Source organism: Croceibacterium soli (assembly GCF_009828065.1).
GTDB classification, from domain to species: domain Bacteria; phylum Pseudomonadota; class Alphaproteobacteria; order Sphingomonadales; family Sphingomonadaceae; genus Croceibacterium_B; species Croceibacterium_B soli.
The window spans coordinates 1-23,918 of the sequence record NZ_WTYK01000010.1 but is presented as its reverse complement, the minus strand read 5'-3'; the positions used below and the strand labels follow the sequence as shown (position 1 = coordinate 23,918).

Below are 23,918 nucleotides of genomic sequence, written 5' to 3'. Positions count from 1 at the left end.
TTCGAGAGTTATCTGACCGAATGATCGGAATGATCCTGGTGACCCACGGCCGGTTGGCCGAGGAATTCGTGCATGCGATGGAGCACGTCGTCGGCGAACAGCCCGACGTCGCGACCGTCTGCATTGGCCCCAACGACGACATGGAAGCGCGTCGGCGCGAGATCGCCAGCGCGATCAAGCGTGTCGATACCGGCTCCGGCGCGGTGCTGCTGACCGACCTGTTCGGCGGCACGCCGTCCAACCTGGCGATATCTCTGCTTAAGACCGGCAAGACCGAAGTTATCGCCGGGATCAACCTGCCGATGCTGATCCGCTTGGCGGGTGCCCGCAAGGAGATGGACTTGCGCTCGGCGGTTACCGCGGCGCGGGAAGCCGGGCGCAACTACATCACCGTCGCATCGGAATTTCTCGGACAAGACGCATAAGCGTGCCGGGAAGTCTGGGAGAGCAGGGCGTGGCTGCAGCGAGCCAGGTGGTAAAGATCGTCAACAAGCGCGGCTTGCACGCGCGGGCCAGCGCGCGCTTCGTCGGCGCGGCGGCGGCGATGGAGGGAACGACGGTGCGCGTCCGCAAGGACGGCAACTCGGCGCTTGGCAGTTCCATCCTCGGCCTGATGATGCTGGGCGCGGCCAAGGGCGACACGATCGAGATCGAAGCGGAAGGTGAGCAGGCCGAATCGCGGCTGGCGGAGCTGGTCGCGCTGGTGGTCAGCGGCTTCGGCGAGGATTGATCCTCCGTGCGCCGCACAATCACCGGCTTCTCCAACCCGACCGTCAAATCCCTCCGTGCGCTGCGCGACAAGAAGCACCGGCGGCGCGAGGGCAAGTTCCTGGCCGAAGGGCTGCGGCTGCTGACCGACGCGCGCGAGAGCGGGCGCCTGCCCGAAATGCTGGTGATGGCGGATGAGCGCGACGATCATCCGCTGCTGTCCGCGCTGATCGACGACGTCGAAGCCGCCGGCGGCGAGATCGTCGAGACCGCGCCGGACATCCTTTCCAAGATCACCGGCAAGGACAATCCGCAGGCGGTGATCGGCGTGTTTGAGGAGTTCGACACCGCCCTCGCCCAGATCGACCGCTCCGCTGCGCCGATCTGGCTGGTGGCGCAGGCGCTGCGCGATCCCGGAAACTTGGGGACGATGCTGCGCACCGGCGACGCCGTGGGCGCCGGCGGCCTAATCCTGATCGACGATTGCGCCGATCCGTTCTCCGCGGAGGCCGTCCGCGCGAGCATGGGCGCGGTGTTCACCCAGCGCATCGCCCAGGCGCCGTGGGACGCGTTCATCGCCTGGCTGCGCACCGGCGAGCAGGCACAGCTCGTCGCCGCCTCCCTGCGCGATGCCGTGCCCTATCGCGGCGCTGCCTACCGCGCACCGTGCTTCATCCTGGTCGGCAACGAGTCGCGCGGGTTGCCGGAGGAATACGAGGCGTCCTGCGACTTGCGCGTGACGATGCCGATGCGCGGGCGGGCCGACAGCCTCAACGCCGCAGTGGCCGCCGCTGTGCTGTCCTACGAAGTGCTCGCGACGCTCGAAAGCTAACGTCGTCCCGGGCCTGACCCCGGGACCGCTGGCCTCCTGGCCGGACCTGGCCGCCAGCGGTCCCGGATCAGGTCCGGGACGACGACCATCCCCACTTCAACGTCGCCCCACTACAACGCCATCCCCACCTCAACGTCGTCCCGGGCCTGACCAGGGACCGCTGGCCTCTTGGTAGGACTCGGCCGGCAGCAGTCCCGGATCAAGTCCGGGACGACGACCATCAGTCGCCGGCAACGAAGCTGACGATGCTCCATTTGCCGTTGCGGCTGGTTGCGGACAGGCGATAGTCGATCAGGCTGCGCAGCTTGTCGGTGGCGATGAAGCCCTGGCTGCCGTCTGTGGTCTTCACCTGCTGGTAAGGCGCCTCCGGCCGGAAGTTGCTGATCTCGACGACGCCCCACGATAACGCGCTCGCCGCGGCTCCGCCGTCCTCCGGCGCTTCGCGCAGCGGCACGTCTTCGCCGGTGACGATCATGCCCGCCATCGGGTCGACGCCGGGGATCGCCTGCTCGAAATACCACGGGATCGTGATCCCGCCCTGCTTGTTGGCCGCGCAGCCGAGCGCCAGCAGCTCGTCGAGCTCCTGCCACAGGTTCCACTCGCCGCTAGTCAGCCGCTTGCGCAGCTCGGCGCGGCCGGTTCCGCCGCCGAAGTCGAGCTTGATGTCCTCCGCCGCCAGCGCGACGAGCGCGTCCGCATCCCGCAGGCGAACCGCCTCGGCCAGGCTCTGGCGGAACGCATCGGCGCCTTCGAGATCGCCGCAGGTGTCGCGCGGGGCATAAGGTCCGTTGGCGAGCGGCTTCGGTTCGCTCTTCTTGGTCCCGACGAACTGCTCGGCCGATTCCACGAGTTCGTCCGCCGGCGCTTCCTGCCGCTCGCACGACTGCAGCAGCAGGACCAGCGGCAGGGCCGCAGCCAGGGACCAATCTCGTCTCGTCATGCGCGTGCGCTGGCCTCCTCCCGAGTGCCCTCAACCAGTCTCGCCGCTGCGGGTTCCTCTACATCGCTACCAGTATAGCGCGGGGCGCTTTCGACAAGGGGTACCTCCTCGATTTCCCGCCGGCCGATCTCAACCCCCTTCTCCGCCAGGCGCTTGCCGGAAGAGAGTACGTTACGCTCGAAGCTGCCGACGAACTTATTGTAGTTGTTCACGGCGGACTCCAGCCCGCCCCCGACCCGCTTGAGATGCTCGGCGGCGACGGCCAGCCGATCGTAGAGCTCGGCGCCCATGCGGCCGATCTCCTGCGCTTCCCGCGCGAGCCCGTCCTGCCGCCAGACTTGCGCCACGGTGCGGCAGATGGCGACGAGATTGGTCGGCGTCGCCAGCAGAACCCGCCGCTCGAAGGCGAAGTCCCACAGCGCCGGATCATGCTCCAGCGCAGCGGCGACGAAGTGCTCGCCCGGCACGAACATGATCACGTAATCCGGCGTATCCTCGAACTGGCTCTGGTAGCTCTTGGCGCTGAGCTGCTGGACGTGATTGCGCATCGACTTCGCATGCGCGTCGAGCGCCCTGGAGCGGGCTTCGTCGTTGTCGGCCTCGAAAGCCTGCTGGTAGGCGTTGAGCGAGACTTTGGCGTCGATCACCAGCTTCTTCTGCCCGGGCACGTTGATGATCGCGTCGGGGCGCAGGCGCCCTTCGTCGGTGTCGATCGACCGCTCCAGGTGGAAATCGGTGTGTTCCGACAGGCCGCACTGCTCGAGCACGTTCTGCAGCGCCCGCTCGCCCCAGCGGCCGCGAGCCTTCGGCGCATTGGTCAGCGAATTGCCGAGCCGCGCCGCTTCCATGCGGATCGCTTCCTGCCCCGCCCGCATGTTCTCGATCAGGCCGGTCAGCTGGCCGAACGAATCGACGCGCTTGGCTTCGAGCGCGGCGACCTGCTCCTCATAGCTCTTGAGCCGCTGGTTGACCGGCTCCAGCAGCGAACGGACCGCTTCCTTGTTCGCGCGTTCGGCATTGCCGAAGCGCTCGGCAGCGGTCTTGAGAAATTCCTCCTGCGCCTTCGACAGCACTTCGCCGCCGGCGGCCTTGAACTGCGCCAGCAAGTGCTCGCGCGCTTCGTTCAGCTGCTTGATCTGCTTGTCGAAGTTCTCCGCGTTGGCCTTGTGCGTGGCCAGTTCGATGCGTGCTTCCCCGAGTTCCGCTACCGCCTTGCGGAACGCCGCCTCGTGCTCCCGCGCCTCCCCGTCGCGCTGGCTGTGGCGGGCCTTCCAGTCGGCCACTGGTCGCGAGCCGAGGAACCACCCGAGGAACGCACCGAGAGCGAGAGCAAAGACGAAAAGGAAGACTGCAACGGGATCCATGGACTGAACGGCACCTCGAAAGCGGACGAAGCCGCAGGAACGAAGCGCGAACCTATCGGCGCACCGCCTGCCGCACAACCCCGGCTGGCGAACAGTCCACGGCCGCTCTAGACGCTGCTGCCAGAATCACCCTTGAGATTTGCCCCTGCAAAACTGTATGGCCTGCTTACAATTTCAGATTCGCGAAATTTTCGCGTAAGTGAAACTTCGCTCCCGAGCGCCAAGGAAGAGGACCGCCGATGCCCACCGATATCGAAATCGCCCGCCAGGCAACCCTGAAGCCGATCACCGCAGTCGCCGCCCAGGCCGGCGTGCCGGACGAGGCGCTGATCCCCTACGGCAAGTACAAGGCGAAGATCGACCGTGACGCGCTTCCCGAGGGCGGCAAGCAGGGCAAGCTGATCCTGGTCACCGCGATCAACCCGACCCCGGCCGGCGAAGGCAAGACCACCACCTCGGTCGGCCTGCACGATGCGCTCAACCTGATCGGCAAGAAGTCGCTGCTGTGCCTGCGCGAGCCGAGCCTCGGCCCGTGCTTCGGCGTCAAGGGCGGCGGCGCCGGCGGCGGCAAGAGCCAGGTCATGCCGATGGACGAGATCAACCTGCACTTCACGGGTGACTTCCACGCCATCACCAGCGCACACAACCTGCTGAGCGCGATGATCGACAACCACATCTACTGGGGCAACGCGCTGGAGCTGGATCTGCGCCGCGTCGTGTGGCGCCGCGTGCTCGACATGAACGACCGCGCCCTGCGCCAGATCGTCGGCCCGCTCGGCGGCGTATCCAACGGCTTCCCGCGCGAGACCGGCTTCGACATCACCGTCGCTTCCGAGATCATGGCGATCCTGTGCCTCGCGACCGACCTCGAGGACCTGCAGAAGCGCCTCGGCGACATCATCATCGGCTATCGCCGCGACAAGACGCCGGTGTTCTGCCGCGACGTGAAGGCCGACAGCGCGATGACCGTGCTGCTGAAGGACGCGATCCAGCCGAACCTGGTGCAGACGCTGGAGAACAACCCGGCGTTCCTCCACGGCGGCCCGTTCGCCAACATCGCCCACGGCTGCAACTCGGTGATCGCCACGACCACCGCGCTGAAGATGGCCGATTACGTCGTCACCGAAGCCGGCTTCGGCGCGGATTTGGGCGCCGAGAAGTTCATGGACATCAAGTGCCGCGCCGCCGGCCTGAAGCCCGACGCGATCGTTCTCGTCGCCACCGTCCGCGCGCTGAAGATGAACGGCGGCATCGCCAAGAAGGATCTCGGTGAGCCCAACGTCGACGCCGTCCGCAAGGGCGCCGTCAACCTCGAGCGCCACATCGAGAACCTCAACAAGTTCGGCATCAACCCGACCGTGGCGATCAACCACTTCTTCCTCGACACCGACGAGGAAATCGCGGTGATCCAGGAGATGGCCAAGAAGTACGGCACCGACGCCGTGATCTGCAAGCACTGGGCCGATGGCGGTGCCGGTGCGGAAGAGCTCGCCCGCATCGTGGCCGAGAAGGCCGACAAGGGCGCGCCCGGCTTCAAGCAGCTCTATCCGTCGGAAATGCCGCTGGCGCAGAAGATCGAGACGATCGCCACCGAGATCTACCGCGCCGGCAGCGTGAGCATCTCCCCGGCGGTGCGCAACCAGCTGAAGCAGTGGGAAGAGATGGGTTACGGCCACTTCCCGGTCTGCATGGCCAAGACGCAGTACTCGTTCTCGACCGACCCAACCCAGCTCGGCGCGCCGGACGGGCACGAGATCGCCATCCGCGAAGTGCGTCTCTCCGCGGGCGCCGGCTTCGTCGTCGCCATCGCCGGCGACATCATGACCATGCCCGGCCTGCCGAAGGTGCCGAGCGCGGAAGGCATCTACCTCGACGAGAACGGCCAGATCGAAGGCCTGTTCTAAGCGCAACACTGTGCGGCCCCGGACTGGCTTCGGGGCCGCTGCCAATTCTATACTCCTTCCTTCGTCACCCTGAACTCGTTTCAGGGTCCATGGGGCCGCTGGGGCGGAGAGTGCTCATCGGCAATTGGGGGGCCGGCCGCGCCTGAGTGGGGCACCCCGGTCCTGTCGGAGCGATAGATGCTGAAACAAGTTCAGCATGACGAATTCCACGGTGAGCAGCCACTATCGTTGGTCACGACGACTCCTCGCCGTTGGTCCTGAGGAGGGATCGAAGCCAGGCTGAAATCCCGTTTCGGAAGGACCCGCCCTCGCGCGGCGCTGCCTACCCTGCCAGCAGCGCCTCGATCGCGGCGAGGAAGGGCTTGATGGAAACCGGCTTGGCCAGAAACCCGCTGGCTCCGGCTTGGCGTATCCTACGCTCCTCCCCCTTGCCCACGAACGCGGTTACGGCGAGGATCGGAATGGCTTTCAGTTCGGGATCGGCTTGCAGGATTTCGATCAGATCGAGGCCGGAGACATTGGGCAGCTGGATGTCCATGACGATCAGGTCGGGCGAGAACTTCCTTACCGCCTCGATGGCGAGGTCCCCGTCGGCGACCGTCTCCACCGCGTAGCCGCCGCTTTCCAGCACGGCGGAATAGAACATCCGGTTGAGAAGGTCGTCTTCCACGACGAGGATACGGCGGCCCATCGCTGCTGAACGCTCGTCAGGCGCTGGCGTGCCCGCGGCGCGGAATCATCGTTCCGCCGGCCCTCGCAGCGGCCGTCTGGAGAAACCCCGCGCGGACGCTCAGCCTTTTCCGCTGCTTTGCCAGGGCCATCGTCCGTTGATCTCCACTTCCAGGCTCATCGACAGGAACGTGCGGATTAGCACGATGAGCGCAAGCACCAGCACGTTTTCCAACGTCGGCACGACCGAGACGGTGCGGATGATGTCCGCCGCGACGAGGAGCTCCAGCCCGACCAGGATCGAACGGCCCAGGTTCTTGCGGAATTCGGACGACAGTTCGGACTTGCCTTCGGCGCCGTCGGCCCGGCGGGCCCCAACGCCGGCCAGGCCGAACTTGATAAGCGCCACAAGCGTTCCGACGACGATCGCTCCGATGCCGGCGAACTCGAATATCCGCGCCACCGCAATGGCGAACTGAAGCATTTGAGGGTCGGTCAACATGCCGGAGCAATGGGTCAGGCGCCACGCGGGTTCCACAAGAGGTGGAACCGGGGCCTCCACCAGCGGTTGGTTGATTATGTCCTTGAACCGCTTCTTTATTTCACCCCGGCTTTTCTCCTTCTCCCTCGCGATGTGCCTTGCCGCGCCGCTTCCGGCGCTGGCCGCAAGTCCTTCCGAGCCGTCTACGGTCCAGGCTCGCTTGGCGAAAAGCGCGGGCGGAGAGCTCCGGACGTTCTATGCCTATGCCAGCAGTCCGCTGTGGATCTCGCCGGACGGGTCGCTCGATCCGGCGGCGCGGGCCCTGCTCGAACTGGTGCAGACGGCGGAGTACGACGGGATCGCTCCAGCCGCCCTCGAGGCGGCGGAGCTTGCCGAGGCCATCCAGGCGGCCGAGGCACAGCGCACGCCGGAGGCGCTGGAGAGGGCCGAGCTTCTTCTCTCGCGCACGCTCGCCGCCTATGTCGCGGCGCTGCGCCGGCCGACGGATGCGGGCATGATCTACGAGCACGATGCGCTGCGGCCCGAACTTCCCAGCACTTACCTGACGCTCGACCAGGCCGCAAAGGCCCCTTCGTTGCAGGAATACGTCCGTGGAATGGCGTGGATGCACCCGCTCTACGCGCCGCTGCGGCGCACGCTGCTGACCGAGGGCGGCTCCGCCGCTGCCCGGCAACTGGCGATCCGCAATCTTGAGCGCATCCGCCAGATCCCCGCGCAGCCGAGGGAACGCCACGTCCTGGTGGACACGGCCAGCGCCCGCCTGTGGATGTACGAGGGCAACCGCCCCGTCGATTCGATGCGCGTGGTGGTCGGCAAGCCCGACAGCCAGACGCCGTCCATCTCGGGATGGATCCGCCATGCGATCGCCGATCCATACTGGAACGTGCCGTCCGACCTCGTCCGCAAGACCATCGCACCCGGGGTCCTCAGGGGCGGCGCGGCCTATCTCAAGGCACGCGGCTACGAAGTCCTGTCCGGCTGGGAGGAGGAGGCGGAGCTGCTCGATCCGAAGAGCGTCGACTGGCGCGCCGTGCAGCGAGGCGAACTGGACCTGCGCGTCCGTCAGCGCCCGGGGGCCTCGAACGCGATGGGCGAGATGAAGTTCGAATTCCCCAACCCGTTCGGCATTTACCTACACGACACGCCCGACAAGGACCTGCTGGCCAAAGAGGCGCGCTATTTCAGCAATGGCTGCATCCGCCTGGAAGACGCGGACAGGCTGGCCCGCTGGCTGCTCGGCGGTACCGCCGCCGAAGCATCGAGCGGCCCGGAACAGAAGATCGACCTCGCCCGCCCGGTTCCGATCTACGTCGCCTACCTGACCGCGCATGCCGACGGCGACAGGATCGCCCTCGGACCCGATCCTTACGGCCGTGATAAGCTCGGAGGCACCGCCCTCGCGGCACTCGCCGACTGAGCCGGTCTCGCTGCGAACACTCCGCTGTCATCCTGGACTCGTTCCAGAGCCCATTTGACTGCACACGCGCACGCCGCCTGCCATTCGGGCCCCGGCCTCGATCCTCCCCTCTGGCGGAGGTGGCAGCCGCGAAGCGGCTGACGGAGGGGGCGTCCACCATGCTTCGCGTGGTCCCCCTCCCCCAGAGGGGCAGGATTTTGAGGAACTGGCTGAGGCGCGCCGCCGGGGTGCCTGAACGCGTACGGCCCGGCGAACGGGCTACCTGGCGTGCAACCCCCGCTCCCCACTCACTGTGGCCGCCGCGCAACAGGTCTCCAACACTCGCAACACCGGCCGGAACCAAAGGCAGCGGATATGGTCTCATTTCCAGCCGATGGATCGTAATCGTGGCGGGAAAAACCCGCCGCACCCGGAGGCGCTATATCCGTACTCGGATCAAAAGGGAGCTTAACACAATGCGCAAGGCAGCAATCGGCCTGGCACTTGCAACAACGATCCTCGCCGCCACACCGGCGTTGGCTCGCGACGGCAGCATGTATGCAGGCATCGAAGGGGGGCTAGCTTTCGGCGATTCCCTAACCGTCGACTACGACGCAGATGGCGATGGCGACATCGAGGATGGCGAGCGCAACCTCGTCGACCTCGACACCAAGATGGGTTGGGATGTCGACGCGATCCTCGGCTATGACTTCGGCGGCTTCCGCCTCGAAGGCGAAGCAGCCTACAAGACGCTGGATATCGACGAAGTCGAGTCCGAACCGGGCTTCGACCTGAACCCGGGCACGCCCGCCATCGACACGGCTTTCCCGATCGATGGCGACGTGAACGTCAAGAGCCTCATGATCAACGCTCTGGCTGACTTCGCGCCGGACGGCGGCCTCCAGTTCTACGGCGGCGGCGGTGTCGGTTACGCATGGGTCGACCTGGAAGGTGAGATCGAAGGCCTCGCAGGTCCGTTCGTGGACGATTCGGACGGCAGCTGGGCCTGGCAGTTGATTGCCGGGATGCGCTTGCCGCTCAACACCAACACGGACATCGGCGTGAAGTACCGTTACTTCAACGTCGAGGACCTGAGCATGGTCAGCCCCGGCAACGACCGGTTCGACACCGATTTCAGCTCCCACTCGCTGCTCGCCAGCCTGATCTTCAACTTCGGCGCGGCTACGCCTCCGCCCCCGCCGCCGCCGCCCCCGCCGCCCCCGCCCCCGCCTCCGCCCCCGCCGCAGACGAAGACCTGCCCGGACGGCTCGGTTGTGGGCGTGATGCAGAACTGCCCGGTGCCCCCGGCACCGTACGTTCCGCCGACCGGCGAGCGCGGCTAAACACCTGCATCGCAGGACCTCTCGGGTGGCGCGGTTCAGGCCGCGCCACCCTTTTTCGTTTGGCGAGCGGCCAGTCAGGCCGCGGCGGAACCAACGCCCTGCTGAAGCGCTCCCAAACGGAACGGAAAGGAGCGGTTTGCATGTCGATTCAAAAGATGATCTCCGAGCACCCGTCGGTCGGCTCCGACTACAACGAGGCTCTGGGCGAGGCGGTCAAGCACGCGATGTACTGCGCCGCGATCTGCAACTCCTGCGCCGATGCCTGCAGCGCCGAAGAGATGGACATGCGCCGCTGCATCCGGCTGTGCCTCGACTGCTCCGACGTGTGCGAGGCGACATATCGGGTCGCCACCCGGCGAACCGACGAGAACCGCCAACTGATCCGCACGCTGCTGGCGACCTGCATCCACGCCTGCGAGATCTGCGAAGAAGAATGTGCCAAGCACGACACCGATCACTGCCGACGCTGTGCGCAGATGTGCCGCGAATGTGCCGACGATTGCCGCAGAGCTCTCGAGACTTTGAACGACGAAGTCCACGCCGACGGGCAGCGCAGCACCTTCGAGCACGGCGCGGCTTGAGCTAGACCCGAAGCAGCGTCAGGCGGACCCGGCGAGGCCGGGCTCCGCCGGGCGCGATCAGGCGGCCTTGCGGAGCTTCTCGAGCTTCTTCAGCGCCATGGAGCGCTTCAAGCGACTGAGGTGATCGATGAACAAGATGCCGTTCAGGTGGTCCATCTCGTGCTGGATGCAGACCGCCATCATGCCTTCCATGTCCTCTTCGTGCACCTGGCCTTCGAGGTCCTGCCAGCGGACGCGGCAGCGCACCGGGCGGTCCACGTCGGCATAGATGTCAGGCACCGAGAGGCAGCCTTCCTGGTAGGTCGACAGCTCTTCGGCCGGCGCAAGGATCTCGGGGTTCACGAACACGCGCGGATCGTTCTTGACCGGGCGGTGGTCGTGGCCGCAGCCATGATCGCCGCAATCTTCGGGCGAGGCATCCTCGTCCGGCTCCTGCAGGTCGATCACCAGAAGGCGGATCGGCTCGCCCACCTGGATCGCCGCCAGGCCGATGCCATGCGCGGCGTACATCGTCTCGAACATGTCGTCGACGAGCGCCTTCAGGCCATCGTCGAAAGTCTCGACGGGCTTGGATACGATCTTCAGCCGGGGATCCGGCACTTCAAGGATTTCACGGATTGCCATCGCGCGAATATAAGCATTTCCCGCCCGAACGACAAGTGAACGAGGACCAGGTCCTCCCCGGAACGGGGAGGTGGCAGACGCCGCAGGCGGCTGACGGAGGGGGTGCGCCTTCTCGCGTGGCGCTGCCGGTAAGCCCCCTCCACCGTGCTGCGCACGGTCCCCCTCCCCGTCCCGGGGAGGATTTTAGGACACCGGCCGCCTTGCCCGCAGCGCCTGCGCCAGGGTGCCTTCGTCGAGATAGTCGAGTTCGCCGCCGACGGGCAGGCCGTGGGCGAGCTGGGTGATCCGGACGGGAAACGCCTCGAGCCGCTCGGCGATGTAGTGGGCTGTGGTTTGGCCTTCGAGGGTGGCGTTCATGGCCAGGACGACCTCGTCGATGCCACCTTCGGCGACCCGCTCGATCAGCTTGCCGATCGAGAGATCCTCCGGCCGGATGCCTTCGAGCGCCGAAAGCCGCCCGCCGAGCACGTGGTAGCGGCCGGTAAACATACGCGCCCGGTCGAGCGCCCAGAGGTCGGCGACATCCTCGACCACGCAAAGCTGGCGCGGGTCGCGCTTGGGATCGGCGCAAATGCCGCAAGGGTCGCGCGTGTCGACGTTGCCGCAGATGGAGCACTCCACCAGCGTATCCTGCACCGCCGCCAGCGCCTGGACCAGTTGCACCAGCGCAGTCTCGCGCCGCTTTACCAGCCACAGAACTGCCCGGCGCGCCGAGCGCGGGCCGAGTCCGGGAAGCCGGGCCAGTGCGCTCGCCAGGGTCTCGATCTCTTGCGATGCCATGGCAGGCCCTTTATCGGCTCGGGGAGCGCTTGTCGCCCTTCGACAAGCTCAGGGCGAACGGACTGGTGTTGTCCCGTTCGTGGGCGAACGGACCGGTGTTATCCCGTTCGTGGTGAGCTTGTCGAACCACGAGTTGCGCGACGCCGCCAATAGAGCGAACGGAAGTGGGGCCAAATGCGCGTCGTGTTTATGGGTACGCCGGACTTTGCAGTCCCGACGCTGCACGCGCTGCACGAGGCGGGGCACGAGATCCCTGCCGTCTACACCCAGCCGCCTCGCCCGGCGGGACGCGGGAAGCAGGAACAGACATCGCCGGTGCATCGCGCGGCCGAAGCGCTCGGCATTCCCGTCTGCCATCCGAATACGCTGCGCAACCTGGACGCGCAGGCCGATTTCCTCGCCTTGCAGCCGGAGCTGGCCGTCGTCGTTGCTTACGGGCTGATCCTGCCGAAGGCGGTGCTGGATGGGCCGACCCGCGGCTGTCTCAACGTCCACGCGTCGCTGCTGCCGCGCTGGCGCGGCGCCGCGCCGATCCAGCGGTCCATCCTGGCCGGCGATAACGTGACCGGCGTCACCATCATGCGGATGGAGGAAGGGCTCGACACGGGTCCGATGCTGGCGACCGCGAAAGTGCCGGTGGACGAGAAGACCGCAGGTGAACTGCACGCGGAACTGGCTGAGATCGGCTCCCAGCTGCTGGTCGGGACTGTCGCACATTTGGACGAAATCAGGCCGGAACCGCAGCCGGATTTCGGCGCCACGTACGCCGCGAAGATCGACAAGGCCGAAGCGCGGATCGACTGGAGCAAGCCGGCCGAACTGATCGAGCGCGAAGTGCGCGCCTTCGCGCCCTTCCCCGGATCATGGTTCGAGCTGGACCGTGAACGGATCAAGGTGCTGCGGGCGCGCGTTGTCGGGGTCAACGGCGCCGAAGGCACGGTGCTGGACGACAAGCTGACGATCGCCTGCGGCAACGCGGCGATCCGCCCGCTGCTGATCCAGCGCGCGGGCAAGCCGGCGATGGAGGCTGAGGCCTTCCTGCGCGGCAAGCCGGTGCCGGCAGGGACGGTGCTGCGGACGGCCCCATGACCCGCTTCGCCCTCACTCTGGAGTTCGACGGCGGCCCGTTCATGGGCCTGCAGCGGCAGGACCACGGCCCCAGCGTGCAGCAGTGCGTCGAGGAGGCGGTCCAGGCGATTACCGGCGAGACGGTGACGATGCACTCGGCCGGGCGAACCGACAGCGGGGTGCACGCGCTCGCAATGCGCAGCCATGTCGACGTCGAGAAGGACATCGCGCCGTTCCGGCTGATGCAGGCACTCAACGCCGTGCTGCGGCCGAACCCCATCGCGGTGACCGCCTGCGAGGTGAAGCCCGGTGACTGGCATGCGCGCTTTTCCTGCGTCGGGCGGGCCTACGAATACCGCATCGTCAACCGCCGCGCGCCGCTGACGCTGGAGAAAGGCCGCGCCTGGCATATCGCCCGCCCGATCGATGCAGAGGCCATGCACAGGGCGGCGCAGGCGCTGGTCGGCTTCCATGACTTCACCACGTTCCGCTCCGCCCATTGTCAGGCCAGGGACCCGCTCAAGACGCTCGACCGGCTCGACGTCCGGCGGGAGGGCGACCGCGTGATCGTCGAGGCCGCTGCGCGCAGCTTCCTGCATCACCAGGTGCGCTCGATGGTGGGGACCCTGGCGTTGGTTGGACAGGGGCAGTGGCGCGAGGAACAGGTTGGCGAGGCGCTGGCGGCGCAGGACCGAGCGGCCCTCGGTCTCAACGCACCGAGTGAGGGGCTGTACTTCGTTCGGGCGGCCTATCCGGAAGAGTAGCGCCTAGTCCTTCGAGACCCTCGGACTGCGTCCTCGCTCCGCAGGACGAACGGGATGGGGGGACAACCGGTGAGAGCGAGACCCTCACCTTACCCGCTCGTCCTGAGGAGGGGTCGAGGCCAAAGGCCGCGAGCCCGTTTCGAAGGACCGATGCCATGGCAGAGGAGCTAGAGCTCCGGACGTGGCTGAGCCGGCGAGGGCGCTGTGGCGGTCGCTCGCGGCGTGGGCGAGGCACGCGCGCCTGGGTTTACCTGCAGGCCGCTCTCGTCCACGCGCAGATCGATCGGCACGCCTTCGATCTCGGTCGAGAACACGGCCTCCCCCTCGCCGATGCTCAGGCGCGAGCGCCCGTCGCCGAGCGGGATGTCGCTCAGGTCGGGCACGTCCTGCGGCTGGACCGGACCGCTGGGGTTGGGCGAAGGCGTGGGGCGCGAGGGACGCGGCACGACCATCTGGCCGAGGGCCTGGGTCATGAAGTCCCGCCAGATCCGCGCCGGCAGTCCGCCGCCGTGGACCCCGGCAAGCGGAGTGTTGTCGTCGTTGCCGATCCACACGCCGACGACCAGATCGCCGGCATAGCCGACGAACAGGGCGTCGCGGTTGTCCTGGCTGGTGCCGGTCTTGCCGAAGTTCGGCACGGACAGCATTGCCGCCCGCCCCGTGCCCCGGTTCACGGCGCGGCGGAGCATCTGCTGGATGTCCTCGTGAGCCCGGCCCGACAGGCTGTGGCGATCGTCGAACAGCCAGTCGAACCAGCCCGCTTCCGCCGCCGGGAAGGCGCGCGGCTTGACCGGGAACTGGTTCGCCGCGACCCCGGCATAAGCGGCGGTCAGCTCGATCAGGTTCATCGTCGAAGTGCCGAGAGCGAGGCTCGGGTCGCCCTCCGCCAGCGGAGATGTCACGCCGAGCTGGCGGGCCATTTCGATCACCGCGTCGTCGCCGACCTGCTGCAGCACGCGCACGGCAGCGACGTTGCTGGAGCGGGCGAAGGCATCCTGCAGGGTGATGCTCTCCGAGTAATTGCCGCCAGAATTCTTGGGGCGGTAGGACCCTGTCTTGAACGCAGTGTTCGGGATCAGGGTCTCAGGCGTCATCCCGGCTTCGAGCGCCGCAAGGTAGACGAACAGCTTGAAGGTCGATCCAGGCTGGCGCCGCGCCTGGGTGGCCCGATTGAAGGGCGATGCGGCGTAGTCCTTGCCGCCGATCATCGCCACGACCTCGCCGTTGGAGCGCATCGCCACGAGCGCCACTTGCGCCCCTCCCAGCGGAGCATTGCCGACTACGCGCCGGGCGATCCCCTGCAGCCGGGAATCGAGCGTGGTGCGCAGCGTCTGTCGCGAATAGCCGACATCGCTAAGCCTGCGCGCCTCGGGCAGCGCCCAGTCGGCGAAGTAGGTGCCGGTCGGCAGGTCGTTCCGCGGGCGGACGTCAAGCCGCGGCGTGGGCATCGCCCTCGCCTCCGCCGCGGTGATGTACCCTGCATCGGCCATGGCGCCGATCACCGTGCGCATGCGCTGCTCGGCCAGGTCGAAGTTGTTGGTCGGCGCATAGCGCGAAGGCGCCTGCAGCAGGCCGGCGAGCATCGCCGCCTGTTCCGGCTTCAGCCGCTCCGGATGGCGGTAGAAGTAGTGCAGCGAGGCGGCGCGCAGTCCGTAGGTGTTGTCGCCGAAATAGGCGTTCGACAGGTAGCGTTCGAGGATCTCGTCCTTGCTCAGCCAGGCCTCGAGCCAGAAGGCGATCAGCGCCTCGCGCGCCTTGCGGGTGAGGCTCTGCTTCGGGGTCAGGAACGTGAACTTGGCGAGCTGCTGAGTGATCGTGCTGCCGCCTTGCGTACGGCTGCTGGTCAGGTTGCCCCACAACGCGCGGGCGATGCCGAGCGGGTCGACACCCCAGTGACTGTAGAACCGCCGGTCCTCGATCGCGAGGAACGCCTGCACGACATGCGGCGGCAGCTTCTCGACCTGGACCGGCTCGTCCACGATCGCGCCGTTGCGGGCGATCGGCGTGCCGTCGGCGGCGAGCAGCGTGATCTGCGGCGGGGCGATCGGCTGCAGCGACTTGGAGAGCGGCGCGGTGAACGCGAGCCAGAGCGCCAGGAGGATGAGCAGCGCCAGAAACGCCGCCACGCCCCGGCTGAACCACCACCAGCGCGTGCGGGCCTTCTTCGGCTGTTCGCGGTCGGCTTCGAGGTAGCGGTCGACCTCGTCCAGGCGATCGGCCCAGGGATCGCCCGGCGGCTCCTGCAGCGCGTAATAGCCCGGATCCTCCGGACCGCCGCGCGCGGGCTTGCTGTTAGCGAAGGGACGCCAGGCAGCCATTCCGCTGTGTTATCCTAACAATACAGCGATTGCGAGCGGTTTCATCAGCGTGCGATGCGGAGGCAGGACGCGACGTTTCACGGTGCTTCCACCACCCCCGGCCCCTCCTCTGAAGAGGAGGGGGGAGGATTCGCGCTCAAGCTTTCGCGACCACACTCTCCGGCAGCTCCTCGCCGAACACGCGCTGGTAGTATTCCGCCACGAGCATCCGTTCCGCCTCGTCGCACTTGTTGAGGAAGGTCAGGCGGAAGGCGAAGCCGATGTCGCCGAAGATCTCGGTGTTCTGCGCCCAGGTCAGCACGGTGCGCGGGCTCATCACGGTCGAGATGTCGCCGTTGATGAAGCCTTGGCGCGAAAGATCGGCGACGCGGATCATGTCGGCGATCTTCTTCGGCTCGAGCGTGCTCTTGGCCTTGACGATCTGCAGCTCGGTTTCGGCCGGCAGGTAGTTGAGTGCGGTGACGATGTTCCAGCGGTCCATCTGGCCCTGGTTGATCGCCTGGGTGCCGTGATAGAGGCCGCTGGTGTCGCCGAGGCCGACCGTGTTGGCGGTGGCGAACAGGCGGAACCACGGGTTCGGGCGGATGACGCGGTTCTGGTCGAGCAGGGTCAGCTTGCCGGCCTGTTCCAGCACGCGCTGGATGACGAACATCACGTCCGGGCGGCCGGCGTCGTATTCGTCGAACACCAGAGCCACGGGATGCTGCAGCGCCCACGGCAGCAGGCCCTCGCGGAACTCGGTCACCTGCAGTCCGTCGCGCAGCACGATGGCGTCGCGGCCGATCAGGTCGATGCGGCTGATGTGGGCATCCAGGTTGATGCGGATACAGGGCCAGTTGAGGCGGGCGGCCACCTGTTCGATATGGGTCGACTTGCCGGTGCCGTGATAGCCCTGGATCATCACCCGGCGGTTGTGCGCAAAGCCGGCGAGGATCGCGAGCGTGGTGTCCGGATCGAAGACGTAGCCTTCGTCGAGATCGGGCACGCGGTCGTCGGCCTTGGAGAAGGCGGGGACTTTCCAGTCGATATCGACGCCAAACGTCTCGCGGACGTCGATTTCCTTGTCGGGCGCGGACATCGCCGTGCCTGAGTCGCCATGGGTGTTGGTCATCTCGTTCATCGCGTCGGCGTGCCTAGACGCGCGCGTTGGGTGCTGCAACCGGCAATGGCGGCGGCAGCGCAAGATGACTCGACGGTGCGCCAGGCGCTTCGTAGGCATTGCTGCCGTATCGAGAGCGAGGGCCCTGTGTCGTTGCGCAATCGCCTGATGAAGCTGTCGCCGTCCGACGCGCTGCGCCGGCGCCTGGTGCGCGAAGTTCGCGCCATGTTCAACGACATCGAGGCGGGCGAACGGCCGGTCCAGCCATCCGACGATGCGCTGTTCGAGCGGAACTCTCCGATCCGCATGGTCCATGCCGACGTGGTGGCGATGATGGTCGGCGGAATGCGCGGGCTGATGCTGCAGATGCTTCACCCGCACGCGCTGCAGGGCGTGCTCGACCACTCCGACTTCCGCGCCGACATGCACGGCCGGCTGCGGCGTACTGCGCGGTTCATCGCCGTCACGACTTACGGACATCGAGATGACGCCGAAGCGGCGATCGAGCGGGTCAACCGCATCCATGGGTCGGTCGAAGGCCGGCTGGCCGACGGCACGCCCTACTCCGCGCGGGATCCGCGGACGCTTGCCTGGGTCCACCTCGCGGAGGCGACCAGCTTCCTCGAAGCACACTTGCGCTATGTCCAGCCGGCGATGCCCCTGGCCGAACAGGACGCCTATTTCCGCCAGTCGGCGATCATCGCGCGCAAGCTGGGGGCCGACCCGGTGCCGGAAAGCCGCAGCGAGGCCGCCGAACTCGAACGGACGATGCAGCCGCACCTGCAAGGCAGCGAACAGGCCAAAGCCATCGCCAGGCTGATCCTGGAGCAACGGCCGCGCGGAGTGGGCGCGATACAGCCGCTCCTGGCCGCCGCGGCGGTCGACCTGCTGCCGCCTTATGCGCGAACGATGCTCGATCTGCGCTCCGGCGGCGCGGAGGCCCTGCCGGTCCGCGCGGCGACGTTCGGCATCGCCCGGACCCTGCGCTGGGCCTTCGGCCGCTGATCGCGCCGGCATTGGACGTGTCGCGATCGCGCTGTATCAATCGGCAAGACTTAGGGGAGGAGATGCACCATGAAGATTTACGGATTCCCGCTGTCGCCGTTCGTGCGCAAAGTGGCTGTCGCGGCCAGCGAGAAGGGGCTCGACTACGAATGGGAGCCAAGCAATCCCAGCCAGCCGACCGAAGAGTTCGCGCGGATCAGCCCGTTCAAGAAGATTCCGGCGCTTTCCGACGGCGATTTCTGCCTGGCCGACTCGACCGCGATTGTGACCTACCTCGATGCGCAGTATCCCGAGCCCCCGCTGCTGCCGGCGGAGCCGCGCTCGCGAGGCCGCTCGGTGTGGTTCGACGAAGTGATCGATACCGTGCTGATCCCCGCCGCCGCGCCGATCGTGCTCAACCGCTTCCTGCGGCCGAAGATCTTCGGCACCGAAGGCGACGAGACGGCTGCAGCGGCCGCCGAGGAGGCCGTGCTGCGCCCGCTCGACTATCTCGAAGGCGAACTGCGCGAGGACGGCTGGCTCGACGGCACCTTCTCGGTCGGCGACATCGGCCTCGCCTCGTCGATCAAGACGCTGAGCTACGCCGGCTGGACGCTCGACACGGCGCGCCATCCGAAGATCGCCGCATGGTTCGAACGCACCGCCGCACGCCCGGCCTGGCGCAAGGTGGCCGAAGAGGAAGCGACGGTACTCGCGTCACTCGGCGGCTAGGTCGACCTTCGGCGGAAGGCCGAACAGGGCGACGAAGCGCTCGGCGAGCGCCTGGTCGCCCGTCAGCCTGATCCCACCGTCGTGCAGCGCCGCTTCGATCGGCTGCTTGCCATAGAACACGCGCAGCAGGGGCAGCGGTTCGTCGGCTTCGAACCCGATCTCGCCCTCCCCCGGCTGCGCGCGGCGAACCGGCATCTGCCCGTCGCGCAGCTCAGCCAGGAAGCTCTCGCCGGACACGGTGAAGCCGACGGTCGTCTCCAAATGCCGCGCCGCTTCGCGATCGATCAACGTGCGCAGCGAAAGCATGAACGAGACCGGCGAGAGCGGGAGCTGCGGGTTGTGCTGCGGGGAGCGCGCGGCCCAGCGGCCGAGTTCCTGGATCGCCGGTTCCGCCAAGTAGCCCCACTCGGTGAGTTCATAGACCTGCGTAGCGGCGGGCGGCGCCAGCTTGCGTCTGATCAGCACCCCGGCCTGCTCCAGGCTCGCGAGCCGTTCGGTAAGCACTTTGGCCGAAATCCCGGGCAGGCTGGCGCGCAAGTCCGAAAACCGTCGTCCGCCCAGCATAAGCTCGCGGACGATCAGCATGGACCAGCGCTCCCCCACGAGTTCCATCGCGAAGGCCGTGCCGCATGCGTCCTGGTACCATTTTCCGTGATCTGACAGAGGCTTAGTTTCTTTTAGTAACTTCATGGTTGCCTTTAGTAACTTGATGGGCCACGAATCGCAAGTGACGAGTCGCAGAGGATGGAAGGAGAAAGCGATGCCCCGGATGATTTTCGTGAACTTGCCGGTGACGGACCTGCCCCGGTCGATGGCGTTCTATGAAGCCGTCGGCTTCACCAACAACCCCCAGTTCACCAACGAGCAGGCCGCTGCAATGATGTGGTCGGACGAGATCGTGGTCATGCTGCTGCGGCACGACTTCTGGAAAACCTTCACCAGCAAGACGATCCCCGACGCGCACGAGACGGCGCAAGTGCTGCTGTGCCTGAGCCAGGACAGCCAGGGCGATGTCGACGCGATCGTCGACAAGGCCGTGGCGGCCGGCGGCAAGGCCGATACGACGCCCAAGCAGGACATGGGCTTCATGTACGGCCGCAGCTTCGAGGATCCCGACGGCCACATTTGGGAGAACGTCTGGATGAACATGGGCGCCGTGCCCGAAGGCGAGACCGTGGCGGAGCAGGCACTGGCCTGAACGCCCATTCGGACCGGCGCGGCCGAGGGATCGGCCGTTCGGCTCCGTCCTACCAATTGCCAGCGAAAGGAATTGACGATGCCTGTCGATCCGAATGCTACCATCGAGATCACCTGCTTCGACTGGGTGCCGGATTTCGCCCGCGGCTTCGTGCGCGACTTGCGCCCGCGCTGGGCCTGCGAGGAACTGGGCCTGGCCTATCGCGAGCGGCCGATCAGCGCGATGCACCGGCCCGAATGGTTCTATGCCGAACAGCCGTTCGGCCAGGTGCCTGTAGTCCGCGACGGCGCCCTGCGCCTGTTCGAAAGCGGCGCGATCCTGGTGCACCTCGCCGAGCGGGAGGGCCGCCTGCTGCCGCAGTCCGGACAGGCCCGCGCCGACGTATTCGGCTGGCTGTTCGCCGCCTACAACAGCATTGAACCGGTCGCGATGGAGCAGGCCAGCGTGCTGATCTTCCATGCCGGGGAGGACTGGGCCGAAGCGCGCAAGCCGATCCTGTTCGAGACGATCGACAAGAAGCTTTCCCGCGTGACCGATGCACTGGGTGAGCGCGAATGGATCGCCGGCGACTTCTCCATCGCGGACATCGCGCTGGTCACCACGCTCCGCGAGTTCGACCGGAACGGCCAGCTGCGCAAGTTCCCGTCGCTCGCCGCCTATCTCGAGCGCGGCATGGAGCGGCCCGCGTTCGGCCGGGCCATCGAAGCCCAGCTCGAGGCCTTCAGCGAAGAACCACCCATAGCAGCCTGAGGAGAGTGACAATGACGTACATCCAAGGTTTCCTGCTGCCCGTCCCCAACGAGAAGAAGAACGGCTATTTCAAGATGGCCGCGGACGCCGCGCCGATGTTCACCGAGTTCGGCGCCGCCAGCATCGTCGAAGCCTGGGGCGACGACGTGCCCGACGGCAAGCAGACCGACATGAAGCGTGCGGTCGCTGCCGAGCCGGGCGAGAACGTCGTGTTCTCGTGGATCGAATACCCGGACAAGGCGACCTGCGACGAAGCGGGCAAGCGCATGGAATCCGATGAGCGAATGCAGATGCCGCCAGAGATGCCGTTCGACCCGAAGCGGATGGTCTATTCCGGGTTCGAGTGCATCATGGACGAAGGCGGCGGGCCGTTCGGCTATCTTGACGGCATGGTCGCCGCGGTCCCTTCCGCCAACCGCGACAAGTACGTCGAATTCTCCAAGGCTGCGTCCGAGGCGTTCCGCAGGCTGGGGGCTACCCGGCTGGTCGAGAGCTGGGGCGTCGACGTGATGGACGGCAAGGTCACCGACTTCAAACGCGCGGTGCAGGCGAAGGAGGACGAGACGGTCGTCTTCAGCTGGATCGAATGGCCGGACAAAGCCACGCGGGATGCCGGCATGGCCGGGATCATGGACGACCCGGTCATGCGCGAAATGGAGATGCCGTTCGACGGCGGGCGGATGATCTTCGGTGGCTTCCAGCCGCTGTTCGTCGAAGGCCGATGACCATGGCCACGAACAAAGCGCTGATCTGCCTGTGGTACGAGAAGGACGCGCTGGAAGCTGCGCGCTTCTACGCCGAGACTTTCCCCGACAGCTCGGTCGGCAAAGTCCATAACTCGCCGGCGGACAACCCGTCGGCAAAGGAAGGCGAACCGCTGACGGTCGACTTCACCGTGCTGGGCATTCCCTGCCTCGGCCTCAACGGCGGGCCGCACTTCAAGCAGAGCGAGGCGTTTTCCTTCCAGGTGATCACCGAGGACCAGGAAGAGACCGACCGCTACTGGAACGCGATCGTCGGCAATGGCGGCGAGGAAAGCATGTGCGGCTGGTGCAAGGACAAGTGGGGCGTCTCCTGGCAGATCACCCCGCGCCTCCTGGCCGAGGCGATGGGCGGCGAACCCGCGCGCGCCAAGCGAATCTTCGAGGCGATGATGACGATGAGGAAGATCGACATCGCTGCTCTGGAAGCGGCGGCGCAAGGCGAACCTGCCGAAGCGTGATCTTCTCCCCTCTCGCTTGCGGGAGGGGAAAGATCGAAGATCCCGCTTGCGGGAGGGGAAAGATCGAAGATCCCGCTCGCGGCATGAAGACATGCGGAGAGAATATCTAGTGATGCTGGCGCTCTACGGACACCCGTTCTCGTCCTACACCTGGAAAGCACTGATCCCGCTCTATGCCAACGGAACCGCGTTCGAGTTCCGCGCGCTGGGGCCGGACGACGGCTACAGCATGGACTTTCTTCGGCAGGTCCACCCCGCGGGCAAGTTCCCGGTGCTGGTGGACGGCGGGACAGTGGTGGTCGAGACCAGCTCGATCGTCGAGCATCTGGCACTTTACCACCCCGGCCCCGCTCCGCTGATCCCGGGCGACCCGGCCGAGGCGGCGACCGTGCGGATGCTCGACCGGGTGTTCGACAACTACGTGATGGGCAGCATGCAGCGGGTCATCGCGGCGCATTTCGCCGACCGCGACAATCCCGGAAAAGGCCTGCGCGACAGCCCCGATGCGGCGGAAGTGGCGGCCGGCCAGGCGCGGCTGCGCCAAGCCTATGCCTGGCTCGAGCGCTGGCTCGGCGAGAACGCCCTGCCCCCGCACGTTTCGCTGGTCACCTGCGCAGCCGCCCCGTCGCTGTTCTACGCCGACTGGGTCGAGCCGATCCCCGCCGACTGCCCGCGCCTCGCCGCCCTGCGTGCGGAGCTACTCGCCCTGCCCGCAGTCGTTCGCTGCGTGGACGACGCGCGGCCCTATCGCGCATTCTTTCCATACGGTGCCCCTGATCGGGATTGAAGGAGACCACCCCATGCATGAGCTTAGCGTAACCCGCTTCATCGACGCCCCGCCGGAGAAAGTCTGGGACGTCATGGTCAACCGGATGGAGGAATGGTGGTGCCCAAAGCCGTGGCGCGCCGAGTTCGACCGGCTGGAGCGGCGGCCCGGCGGAGTGTCGAACTGCACGATGTACGGGCCGGACGGCGAGGTCCATTCGCATCCGGGAACCGTGCTCGCCTGGGACGAAGGGCACCGGTTCGCCTCCACCGATGCGATCGTCGGCGACCTCGAACCTGCGGGGCCGTTCATGATCGGCATCTGGTCGATCGAACCCGAAGGCAGCGGAACGCGCTACACCGCCAGTGCCCGGCACTGGAAAGAGGAGGACAGCAAGCGGCACGAGGAAATGGGCTTCACCGAAGGCTGGGGCGCCTGCGCCGACCAGCTCAAGGCGCTTTGCGAAGCTGCTTGACTTGTAGGATTTGTTCTTGCAATGTTCCGCTTCTGGACGGAGGGCGATTCGATGGCCGAGTACACCTTCTTCTTCAATCCGATGTCGCGTGCGCAGATTGCCCGCTGGGCTCTGCACGAGGCGCACGCCGACTATCAACCGGTATTCGTGGACTGGGACAACAAGCCCCAGGCCCTGCTCGACGCGAACCCGCTGGGCAAGCTGCCGACCGTGATCCACCATCATGGCGGGCACGACCATGCGGTGAGCGAGGCCGCGGCCGTGTGCCACTACCTCGCGGAAATGTCCGCGCCCGAACTGCTCCCGCGGCAGGAGGAGAAGGCCGATTACTTCCGCTGGCTGTTCTTCGCCGCCGGACCGCTCGAAGCGGCGGTCACCGCCAAGGCCTTCGGCTTCGACAGCGGAGACGACCGCAAGAAGCAGATCACCGTCGGCTGGGGCAGCTATGACAAAGTTGTCGACGCGCTGGAAAGCTGGTTCGCCGGGCGCGACTACGTCTGCGGCAGCCGCTTCACGATGGCCGACGTCTATGTCGGCTCGCATGTCGACTGGGGCATGCAGTTCGGCACGATCCCGGCGCGCGACAGCCTCTCCGCTTATGCCGAACGCGTGCGGCAACGGGAGGCGTATCAGGCGGGCAAGGCGATCGACGGGGCGCTGATCGCCGAGATGCAGGCGGCGCAGCCGGCTTGAGGGACGACGCGCAGGTCGTGGTTCGACGGGCTCACCACGAACGGAGGGGCGGGAATGGGGAGGTGGCAGACTCCGTCAGGCGTCTGACGGAGGGGTCTGGCGGGCCTTACCCCTCCACCACGACACCTGCGGTGTCGCGGTCCCCCTCCCCATTCGGCTGCGCCGAACAGGGAGGATTTTCGATCACACGAAGCCACGAAGGGCCA

At 66.7% G+C, this 23,918-nt stretch carries 27 protein-coding genes; 18 read left to right on the top strand and 9 right to left on the bottom strand.

Annotated elements, in window-relative coordinates:
- The first annotated feature begins 20 nt into the window (after nt 1-20).
- Genes GRI75_RS13735 through GRI75_RS13725 form a run of 3 tightly spaced genes read left to right on the top strand, consistent with a single transcriptional unit; the run spans nt 21 to nt 1,540 of the window.
- The gene (locus GRI75_RS13735; protein ID WP_160747571.1) at nt 21-425 is read left to right on the top strand and encodes a PTS sugar transporter subunit IIA; all 405 of its coding nucleotides are present in this window, start codon (nt 21-23) and stop codon (nt 423-425) included.
- Nucleotides 426-454: 29 nt separating this feature from the next.
- Nucleotides 455-730, top strand: a complete 276-nt coding sequence (locus GRI75_RS13730) for an HPr family phosphocarrier protein (protein ID WP_160747570.1) — start codon at nt 455-457, stop codon at nt 728-730.
- 6 nt (nt 731-736) lie between these two features.
- Nucleotides 737-1,540 carry a TrmH family RNA methyltransferase gene (locus GRI75_RS13725; RefSeq protein ID WP_160747569.1) on the top strand — a complete coding sequence of 268 codons (804 nt, stop codon included), beginning with the start codon at nt 737-739 and terminating at the stop codon, nt 1,538-1,540.
- Between the two features lie 220 nt (nt 1,541-1,760).
- On the opposite strand, the gene GRI75_RS13720 is transcribed toward GRI75_RS13725, so the two are convergent.
- Both GRI75_RS13720 and GRI75_RS13715 read right to left on the bottom strand, forming a co-directional pair.
- Entirely contained in the window at nt 1,761-2,480 is a 720-nt protein-coding gene (locus tag GRI75_RS13720) for a hypothetical protein (RefSeq protein WP_160747568.1), read from the bottom strand.
- Nucleotides 2,477-3,844 carry a DNA recombination protein RmuC gene (locus GRI75_RS13715; protein ID WP_160747567.1) on the bottom strand — a complete coding sequence of 456 codons (1,368 nt, stop codon included), beginning with the start codon at nt 3,842-3,844 and terminating at the stop codon, nt 2,477-2,479. Before GRI75_RS13715 ends, GRI75_RS13720 begins: the two co-directional genes overlap by 4 nt.
- A gap of 239 nt (nt 3,845-4,083) precedes the next feature.
- Between GRI75_RS13715 and GRI75_RS13710 the strand changes: the two genes are divergently transcribed.
- Nucleotides 4,084-5,748 carry a formate--tetrahydrofolate ligase gene (locus tag GRI75_RS13710; protein WP_160747566.1) on the top strand — a complete coding sequence of 555 codons (1,665 nt, stop codon included), beginning with the start codon at nt 4,084-4,086 and terminating at the stop codon, nt 5,746-5,748.
- Between the two features lie 322 nt (nt 5,749-6,070).
- Here GRI75_RS13710 and GRI75_RS13705 read toward each other — a convergent pair whose 3' ends face one another.
- Entirely contained in the window at nt 6,071-6,439 is a 369-nt protein-coding gene (locus GRI75_RS13705) for a response regulator (RefSeq protein ID WP_160747565.1), read from the bottom strand.
- A 99-nt stretch (nt 6,440-6,538) separates the two neighbouring features.
- A complete protein-coding gene (locus GRI75_RS13700) occupies nt 6,539-6,919 on the bottom strand; it encodes a DUF1622 domain-containing protein (protein ID WP_235911582.1) in 381 nt (126 codons plus the stop codon).
- A gap of 199 nt (nt 6,920-7,118) precedes the next feature.
- Here GRI75_RS13700 and GRI75_RS13695 point away from each other — a divergent pair, with 199 nt between their 5' ends.
- The 3 genes from GRI75_RS13695 to GRI75_RS13685 all read left to right on the top strand — a co-directional run bounded on the left by GRI75_RS13695 (nt 7,119) and on the right by GRI75_RS13685 (nt 10,239).
- A complete protein-coding gene (locus tag GRI75_RS13695) occupies nt 7,119-8,336 on the top strand; it encodes a L,D-transpeptidase family protein (protein ID WP_160747564.1) in 1,218 nt (405 codons plus the stop codon).
- A gap of 455 nt (nt 8,337-8,791) precedes the next feature.
- The gene (locus GRI75_RS13690; protein WP_160747563.1) at nt 8,792-9,658 is read left to right on the top strand and encodes an outer membrane protein; all 867 of its coding nucleotides are present in this window, start codon (nt 8,792-8,794) and stop codon (nt 9,656-9,658) included.
- A gap of 140 nt (nt 9,659-9,798) precedes the next feature.
- Nucleotides 9,799-10,239, top strand: coding sequence for a four-helix bundle copper-binding protein (locus GRI75_RS13685; RefSeq protein ID WP_160747562.1), 441 nt, complete (start codon nt 9,799-9,801; stop codon nt 10,237-10,239).
- Nucleotides 10,240-10,296: 57 nt separating this feature from the next.
- Here GRI75_RS13685 and GRI75_RS13680 read toward each other — a convergent pair whose 3' ends face one another.
- Both GRI75_RS13680 and recR read right to left on the bottom strand, forming a co-directional pair.
- Nucleotides 10,297-10,863 (bottom strand): peptide deformylase, encoded by a 567-nt coding sequence (locus tag GRI75_RS13680; RefSeq protein ID WP_160747561.1) that lies wholly within the window; start codon nt 10,861-10,863, stop codon nt 10,297-10,299.
- A gap of 183 nt (nt 10,864-11,046) precedes the next feature.
- Nucleotides 11,047-11,643 (bottom strand): recombination mediator RecR, encoded by a 597-nt coding sequence (gene recR, locus GRI75_RS13675; RefSeq protein ID WP_160747560.1) that lies wholly within the window; start codon nt 11,641-11,643, stop codon nt 11,047-11,049.
- 174 nt (nt 11,644-11,817) lie between these two features.
- Here recR and fmt point away from each other — a divergent pair, with 174 nt between their 5' ends.
- Both fmt and truA read left to right on the top strand, forming a co-directional pair.
- Nucleotides 11,818-12,732 carry a methionyl-tRNA formyltransferase gene (fmt, locus tag GRI75_RS13670; RefSeq protein ID WP_160747559.1) on the top strand — a complete coding sequence of 305 codons (915 nt, stop codon included), beginning with the start codon at nt 11,818-11,820 and terminating at the stop codon, nt 12,730-12,732.
- Nucleotides 12,729-13,475: a tRNA pseudouridine(38-40) synthase TruA gene (truA, locus tag GRI75_RS13665; RefSeq protein ID WP_160747558.1), complete on the top strand. Its 747-nt coding sequence runs from the start codon at nt 12,729-12,731 to the stop codon at nt 13,473-13,475. Before fmt ends, truA begins: the two co-directional genes overlap by 4 nt.
- A gap of 167 nt (nt 13,476-13,642) precedes the next feature.
- Here truA and GRI75_RS13660 read toward each other — a convergent pair whose 3' ends face one another.
- Both GRI75_RS13660 and cobS read right to left on the bottom strand, forming a co-directional pair.
- Nucleotides 13,643-15,793 carry a transglycosylase domain-containing protein gene (locus tag GRI75_RS13660; protein WP_160747557.1) on the bottom strand — a complete coding sequence of 717 codons (2,151 nt, stop codon included), beginning with the start codon at nt 15,791-15,793 and terminating at the stop codon, nt 13,643-13,645.
- 136 nt (nt 15,794-15,929) lie between these two features.
- Nucleotides 15,930-16,913, bottom strand: coding sequence for a cobaltochelatase subunit CobS (cobS, locus tag GRI75_RS13655; protein ID WP_202389776.1), 984 nt, complete (start codon nt 16,911-16,913; stop codon nt 15,930-15,932).
- Nucleotides 16,914-17,060: 147 nt separating this feature from the next.
- Between cobS and GRI75_RS13650 the strand changes: the two genes are divergently transcribed.
- Nucleotides 17,061-17,897 (top strand): oxygenase MpaB family protein, encoded by an 837-nt coding sequence (locus GRI75_RS13650; RefSeq protein WP_160747556.1) that lies wholly within the window; start codon nt 17,061-17,063, stop codon nt 17,895-17,897.
- Nucleotides 17,898-17,966: 69 nt separating this feature from the next.
- Nucleotides 17,967-18,608 (top strand): glutathione S-transferase family protein, encoded by a 642-nt coding sequence (locus GRI75_RS13645; RefSeq protein ID WP_160747555.1) that lies wholly within the window; start codon nt 17,967-17,969, stop codon nt 18,606-18,608.
- On the opposite strand, the gene GRI75_RS13640 is transcribed toward GRI75_RS13645, so the two are convergent.
- Nucleotides 18,594-19,298, bottom strand: a complete 705-nt coding sequence (locus tag GRI75_RS13640) for a winged helix-turn-helix transcriptional regulator (protein ID WP_160747554.1) — start codon at nt 19,296-19,298, stop codon at nt 18,594-18,596. The two genes, GRI75_RS13645 and GRI75_RS13640, sit on opposite strands and share 15 nt — an antisense overlap.
- A gap of 70 nt (nt 19,299-19,368) precedes the next feature.
- Here GRI75_RS13640 and GRI75_RS13635 point away from each other — a divergent pair, with 70 nt between their 5' ends.
- The 7 genes from GRI75_RS13635 to GRI75_RS13605 all read left to right on the top strand — a co-directional run bounded on the left by GRI75_RS13635 (nt 19,369) and on the right by GRI75_RS13605 (nt 23,712).
- Nucleotides 19,369-19,806 carry a VOC family protein gene (locus GRI75_RS13635; protein ID WP_160747553.1) on the top strand — a complete coding sequence of 146 codons (438 nt, stop codon included), beginning with the start codon at nt 19,369-19,371 and terminating at the stop codon, nt 19,804-19,806.
- Between the two features lie 78 nt (nt 19,807-19,884).
- Nucleotides 19,885-20,556, top strand: a complete 672-nt coding sequence (locus tag GRI75_RS13630) for a glutathione S-transferase family protein (RefSeq protein ID WP_160747552.1) — start codon at nt 19,885-19,887, stop codon at nt 20,554-20,556.
- A gap of 11 nt (nt 20,557-20,567) precedes the next feature.
- Nucleotides 20,568-21,281, top strand: a complete 714-nt coding sequence (locus tag GRI75_RS14850) for a DUF1428 domain-containing protein (protein WP_160747551.1) — start codon at nt 20,568-20,570, stop codon at nt 21,279-21,281.
- 2 nt (nt 21,282-21,283) lie between these two features.
- A complete protein-coding gene (locus tag GRI75_RS13620; RefSeq protein WP_160747550.1) occupies nt 21,284-21,778 on the top strand; it encodes a VOC family protein in 495 nt (164 codons plus the stop codon).
- 112 nt (nt 21,779-21,890) lie between these two features.
- Entirely contained in the window at nt 21,891-22,565 is a 675-nt protein-coding gene (locus GRI75_RS13615; protein ID WP_202389775.1) for a glutathione S-transferase family protein, read from the top strand.
- Between the two features lie 13 nt (nt 22,566-22,578).
- Nucleotides 22,579-23,019 carry an SRPBCC domain-containing protein gene (locus GRI75_RS13610; protein ID WP_160747549.1) on the top strand — a complete coding sequence of 147 codons (441 nt, stop codon included), beginning with the start codon at nt 22,579-22,581 and terminating at the stop codon, nt 23,017-23,019.
- A gap of 51 nt (nt 23,020-23,070) precedes the next feature.
- Complete coding sequence (locus tag GRI75_RS13605; protein ID WP_160747548.1) at nt 23,071-23,712, top strand: glutathione S-transferase family protein; 642 nt, start codon at nt 23,071-23,073, stop codon at nt 23,710-23,712.
- The last annotated feature ends 206 nt before the right edge of the window (nt 23,713-23,918 follow it).

Coding starts and splice junctions, on each gene's coding strand:
- GRI75_RS13735 (WP_160747571.1), top strand. CDS start 21: ATGATCGGAATGATCCTGGTGACCCACGGCCGGTTGGCCGAGGAATTC.
- GRI75_RS13720 (WP_160747568.1), bottom strand. CDS start 2,480: ATGACGAGACGAGATTGGTCCCTGGCTGCGGCCCTGCCGCTGGTCCTG.
- GRI75_RS13715 (WP_160747567.1), bottom strand. CDS start 3,844: ATGGATCCCGTTGCAGTCTTCCTTTTCGTCTTTGCTCTCGCTCTCGGT.
- GRI75_RS13710 (WP_160747566.1), top strand. CDS start 4,084: ATGCCCACCGATATCGAAATCGCCCGCCAGGCAACCCTGAAGCCGATC.
- GRI75_RS13705 (WP_160747565.1), bottom strand. CDS start 6,439: ATGGGCCGCCGTATCCTCGTCGTGGAAGACGACCTTCTCAACCGGATG.
- GRI75_RS13700 (WP_235911582.1), bottom strand. CDS start 6,919: ATGTTGACCGACCCTCAAATGCTTCAGTTCGCCATTGCGGTGGCGCGG.
- GRI75_RS13690 (WP_160747563.1), top strand. CDS start 8,792: ATGCGCAAGGCAGCAATCGGCCTGGCACTTGCAACAACGATCCTCGCC.
- GRI75_RS13685 (WP_160747562.1), top strand. CDS start 9,799: ATGTCGATTCAAAAGATGATCTCCGAGCACCCGTCGGTCGGCTCCGAC.
- GRI75_RS13680 (WP_160747561.1), bottom strand. CDS start 10,863: ATGGCAATCCGTGAAATCCTTGAAGTGCCGGATCCCCGGCTGAAGATC.
- recR (WP_160747560.1), bottom strand. CDS start 11,643: ATGGCATCGCAAGAGATCGAGACCCTGGCGAGCGCACTGGCCCGGCTT.
- fmt (WP_160747559.1), top strand. CDS start 11,818: ATGCGCGTCGTGTTTATGGGTACGCCGGACTTTGCAGTCCCGACGCTG.
- truA (WP_160747558.1), top strand. CDS start 12,729: ATGACCCGCTTCGCCCTCACTCTGGAGTTCGACGGCGGCCCGTTCATG.
- GRI75_RS13660 (WP_160747557.1), bottom strand. CDS start 15,793: ATGGCTGCCTGGCGTCCCTTCGCTAACAGCAAGCCCGCGCGCGGCGGT.
- cobS (WP_202389776.1), bottom strand. CDS start 16,913: ATGAACGAGATGACCAACACCCATGGCGACTCAGGCACGGCGATGTCC.
- GRI75_RS13650 (WP_160747556.1), top strand. CDS start 17,061: ATGAAGCTGTCGCCGTCCGACGCGCTGCGCCGGCGCCTGGTGCGCGAA.
- GRI75_RS13645 (WP_160747555.1), top strand. CDS start 17,967: ATGAAGATTTACGGATTCCCGCTGTCGCCGTTCGTGCGCAAAGTGGCT.
- GRI75_RS13640 (WP_160747554.1), bottom strand. CDS start 19,298: ATGAAGTTACTAAAAGAAACTAAGCCTCTGTCAGATCACGGAAAATGG.
- GRI75_RS13635 (WP_160747553.1), top strand. CDS start 19,369: ATGCCCCGGATGATTTTCGTGAACTTGCCGGTGACGGACCTGCCCCGG.
- GRI75_RS13630 (WP_160747552.1), top strand. CDS start 19,885: ATGCCTGTCGATCCGAATGCTACCATCGAGATCACCTGCTTCGACTGG.
- GRI75_RS14850 (WP_160747551.1), top strand. CDS start 20,568: ATGACGTACATCCAAGGTTTCCTGCTGCCCGTCCCCAACGAGAAGAAG.
- GRI75_RS13620 (WP_160747550.1), top strand. CDS start 21,284: ATGGCCACGAACAAAGCGCTGATCTGCCTGTGGTACGAGAAGGACGCG.
- GRI75_RS13615 (WP_202389775.1), top strand. CDS start 21,891: ATGCTGGCGCTCTACGGACACCCGTTCTCGTCCTACACCTGGAAAGCA.
- GRI75_RS13610 (WP_160747549.1), top strand. CDS start 22,579: ATGCATGAGCTTAGCGTAACCCGCTTCATCGACGCCCCGCCGGAGAAA.
- GRI75_RS13605 (WP_160747548.1), top strand. CDS start 23,071: ATGGCCGAGTACACCTTCTTCTTCAATCCGATGTCGCGTGCGCAGATT.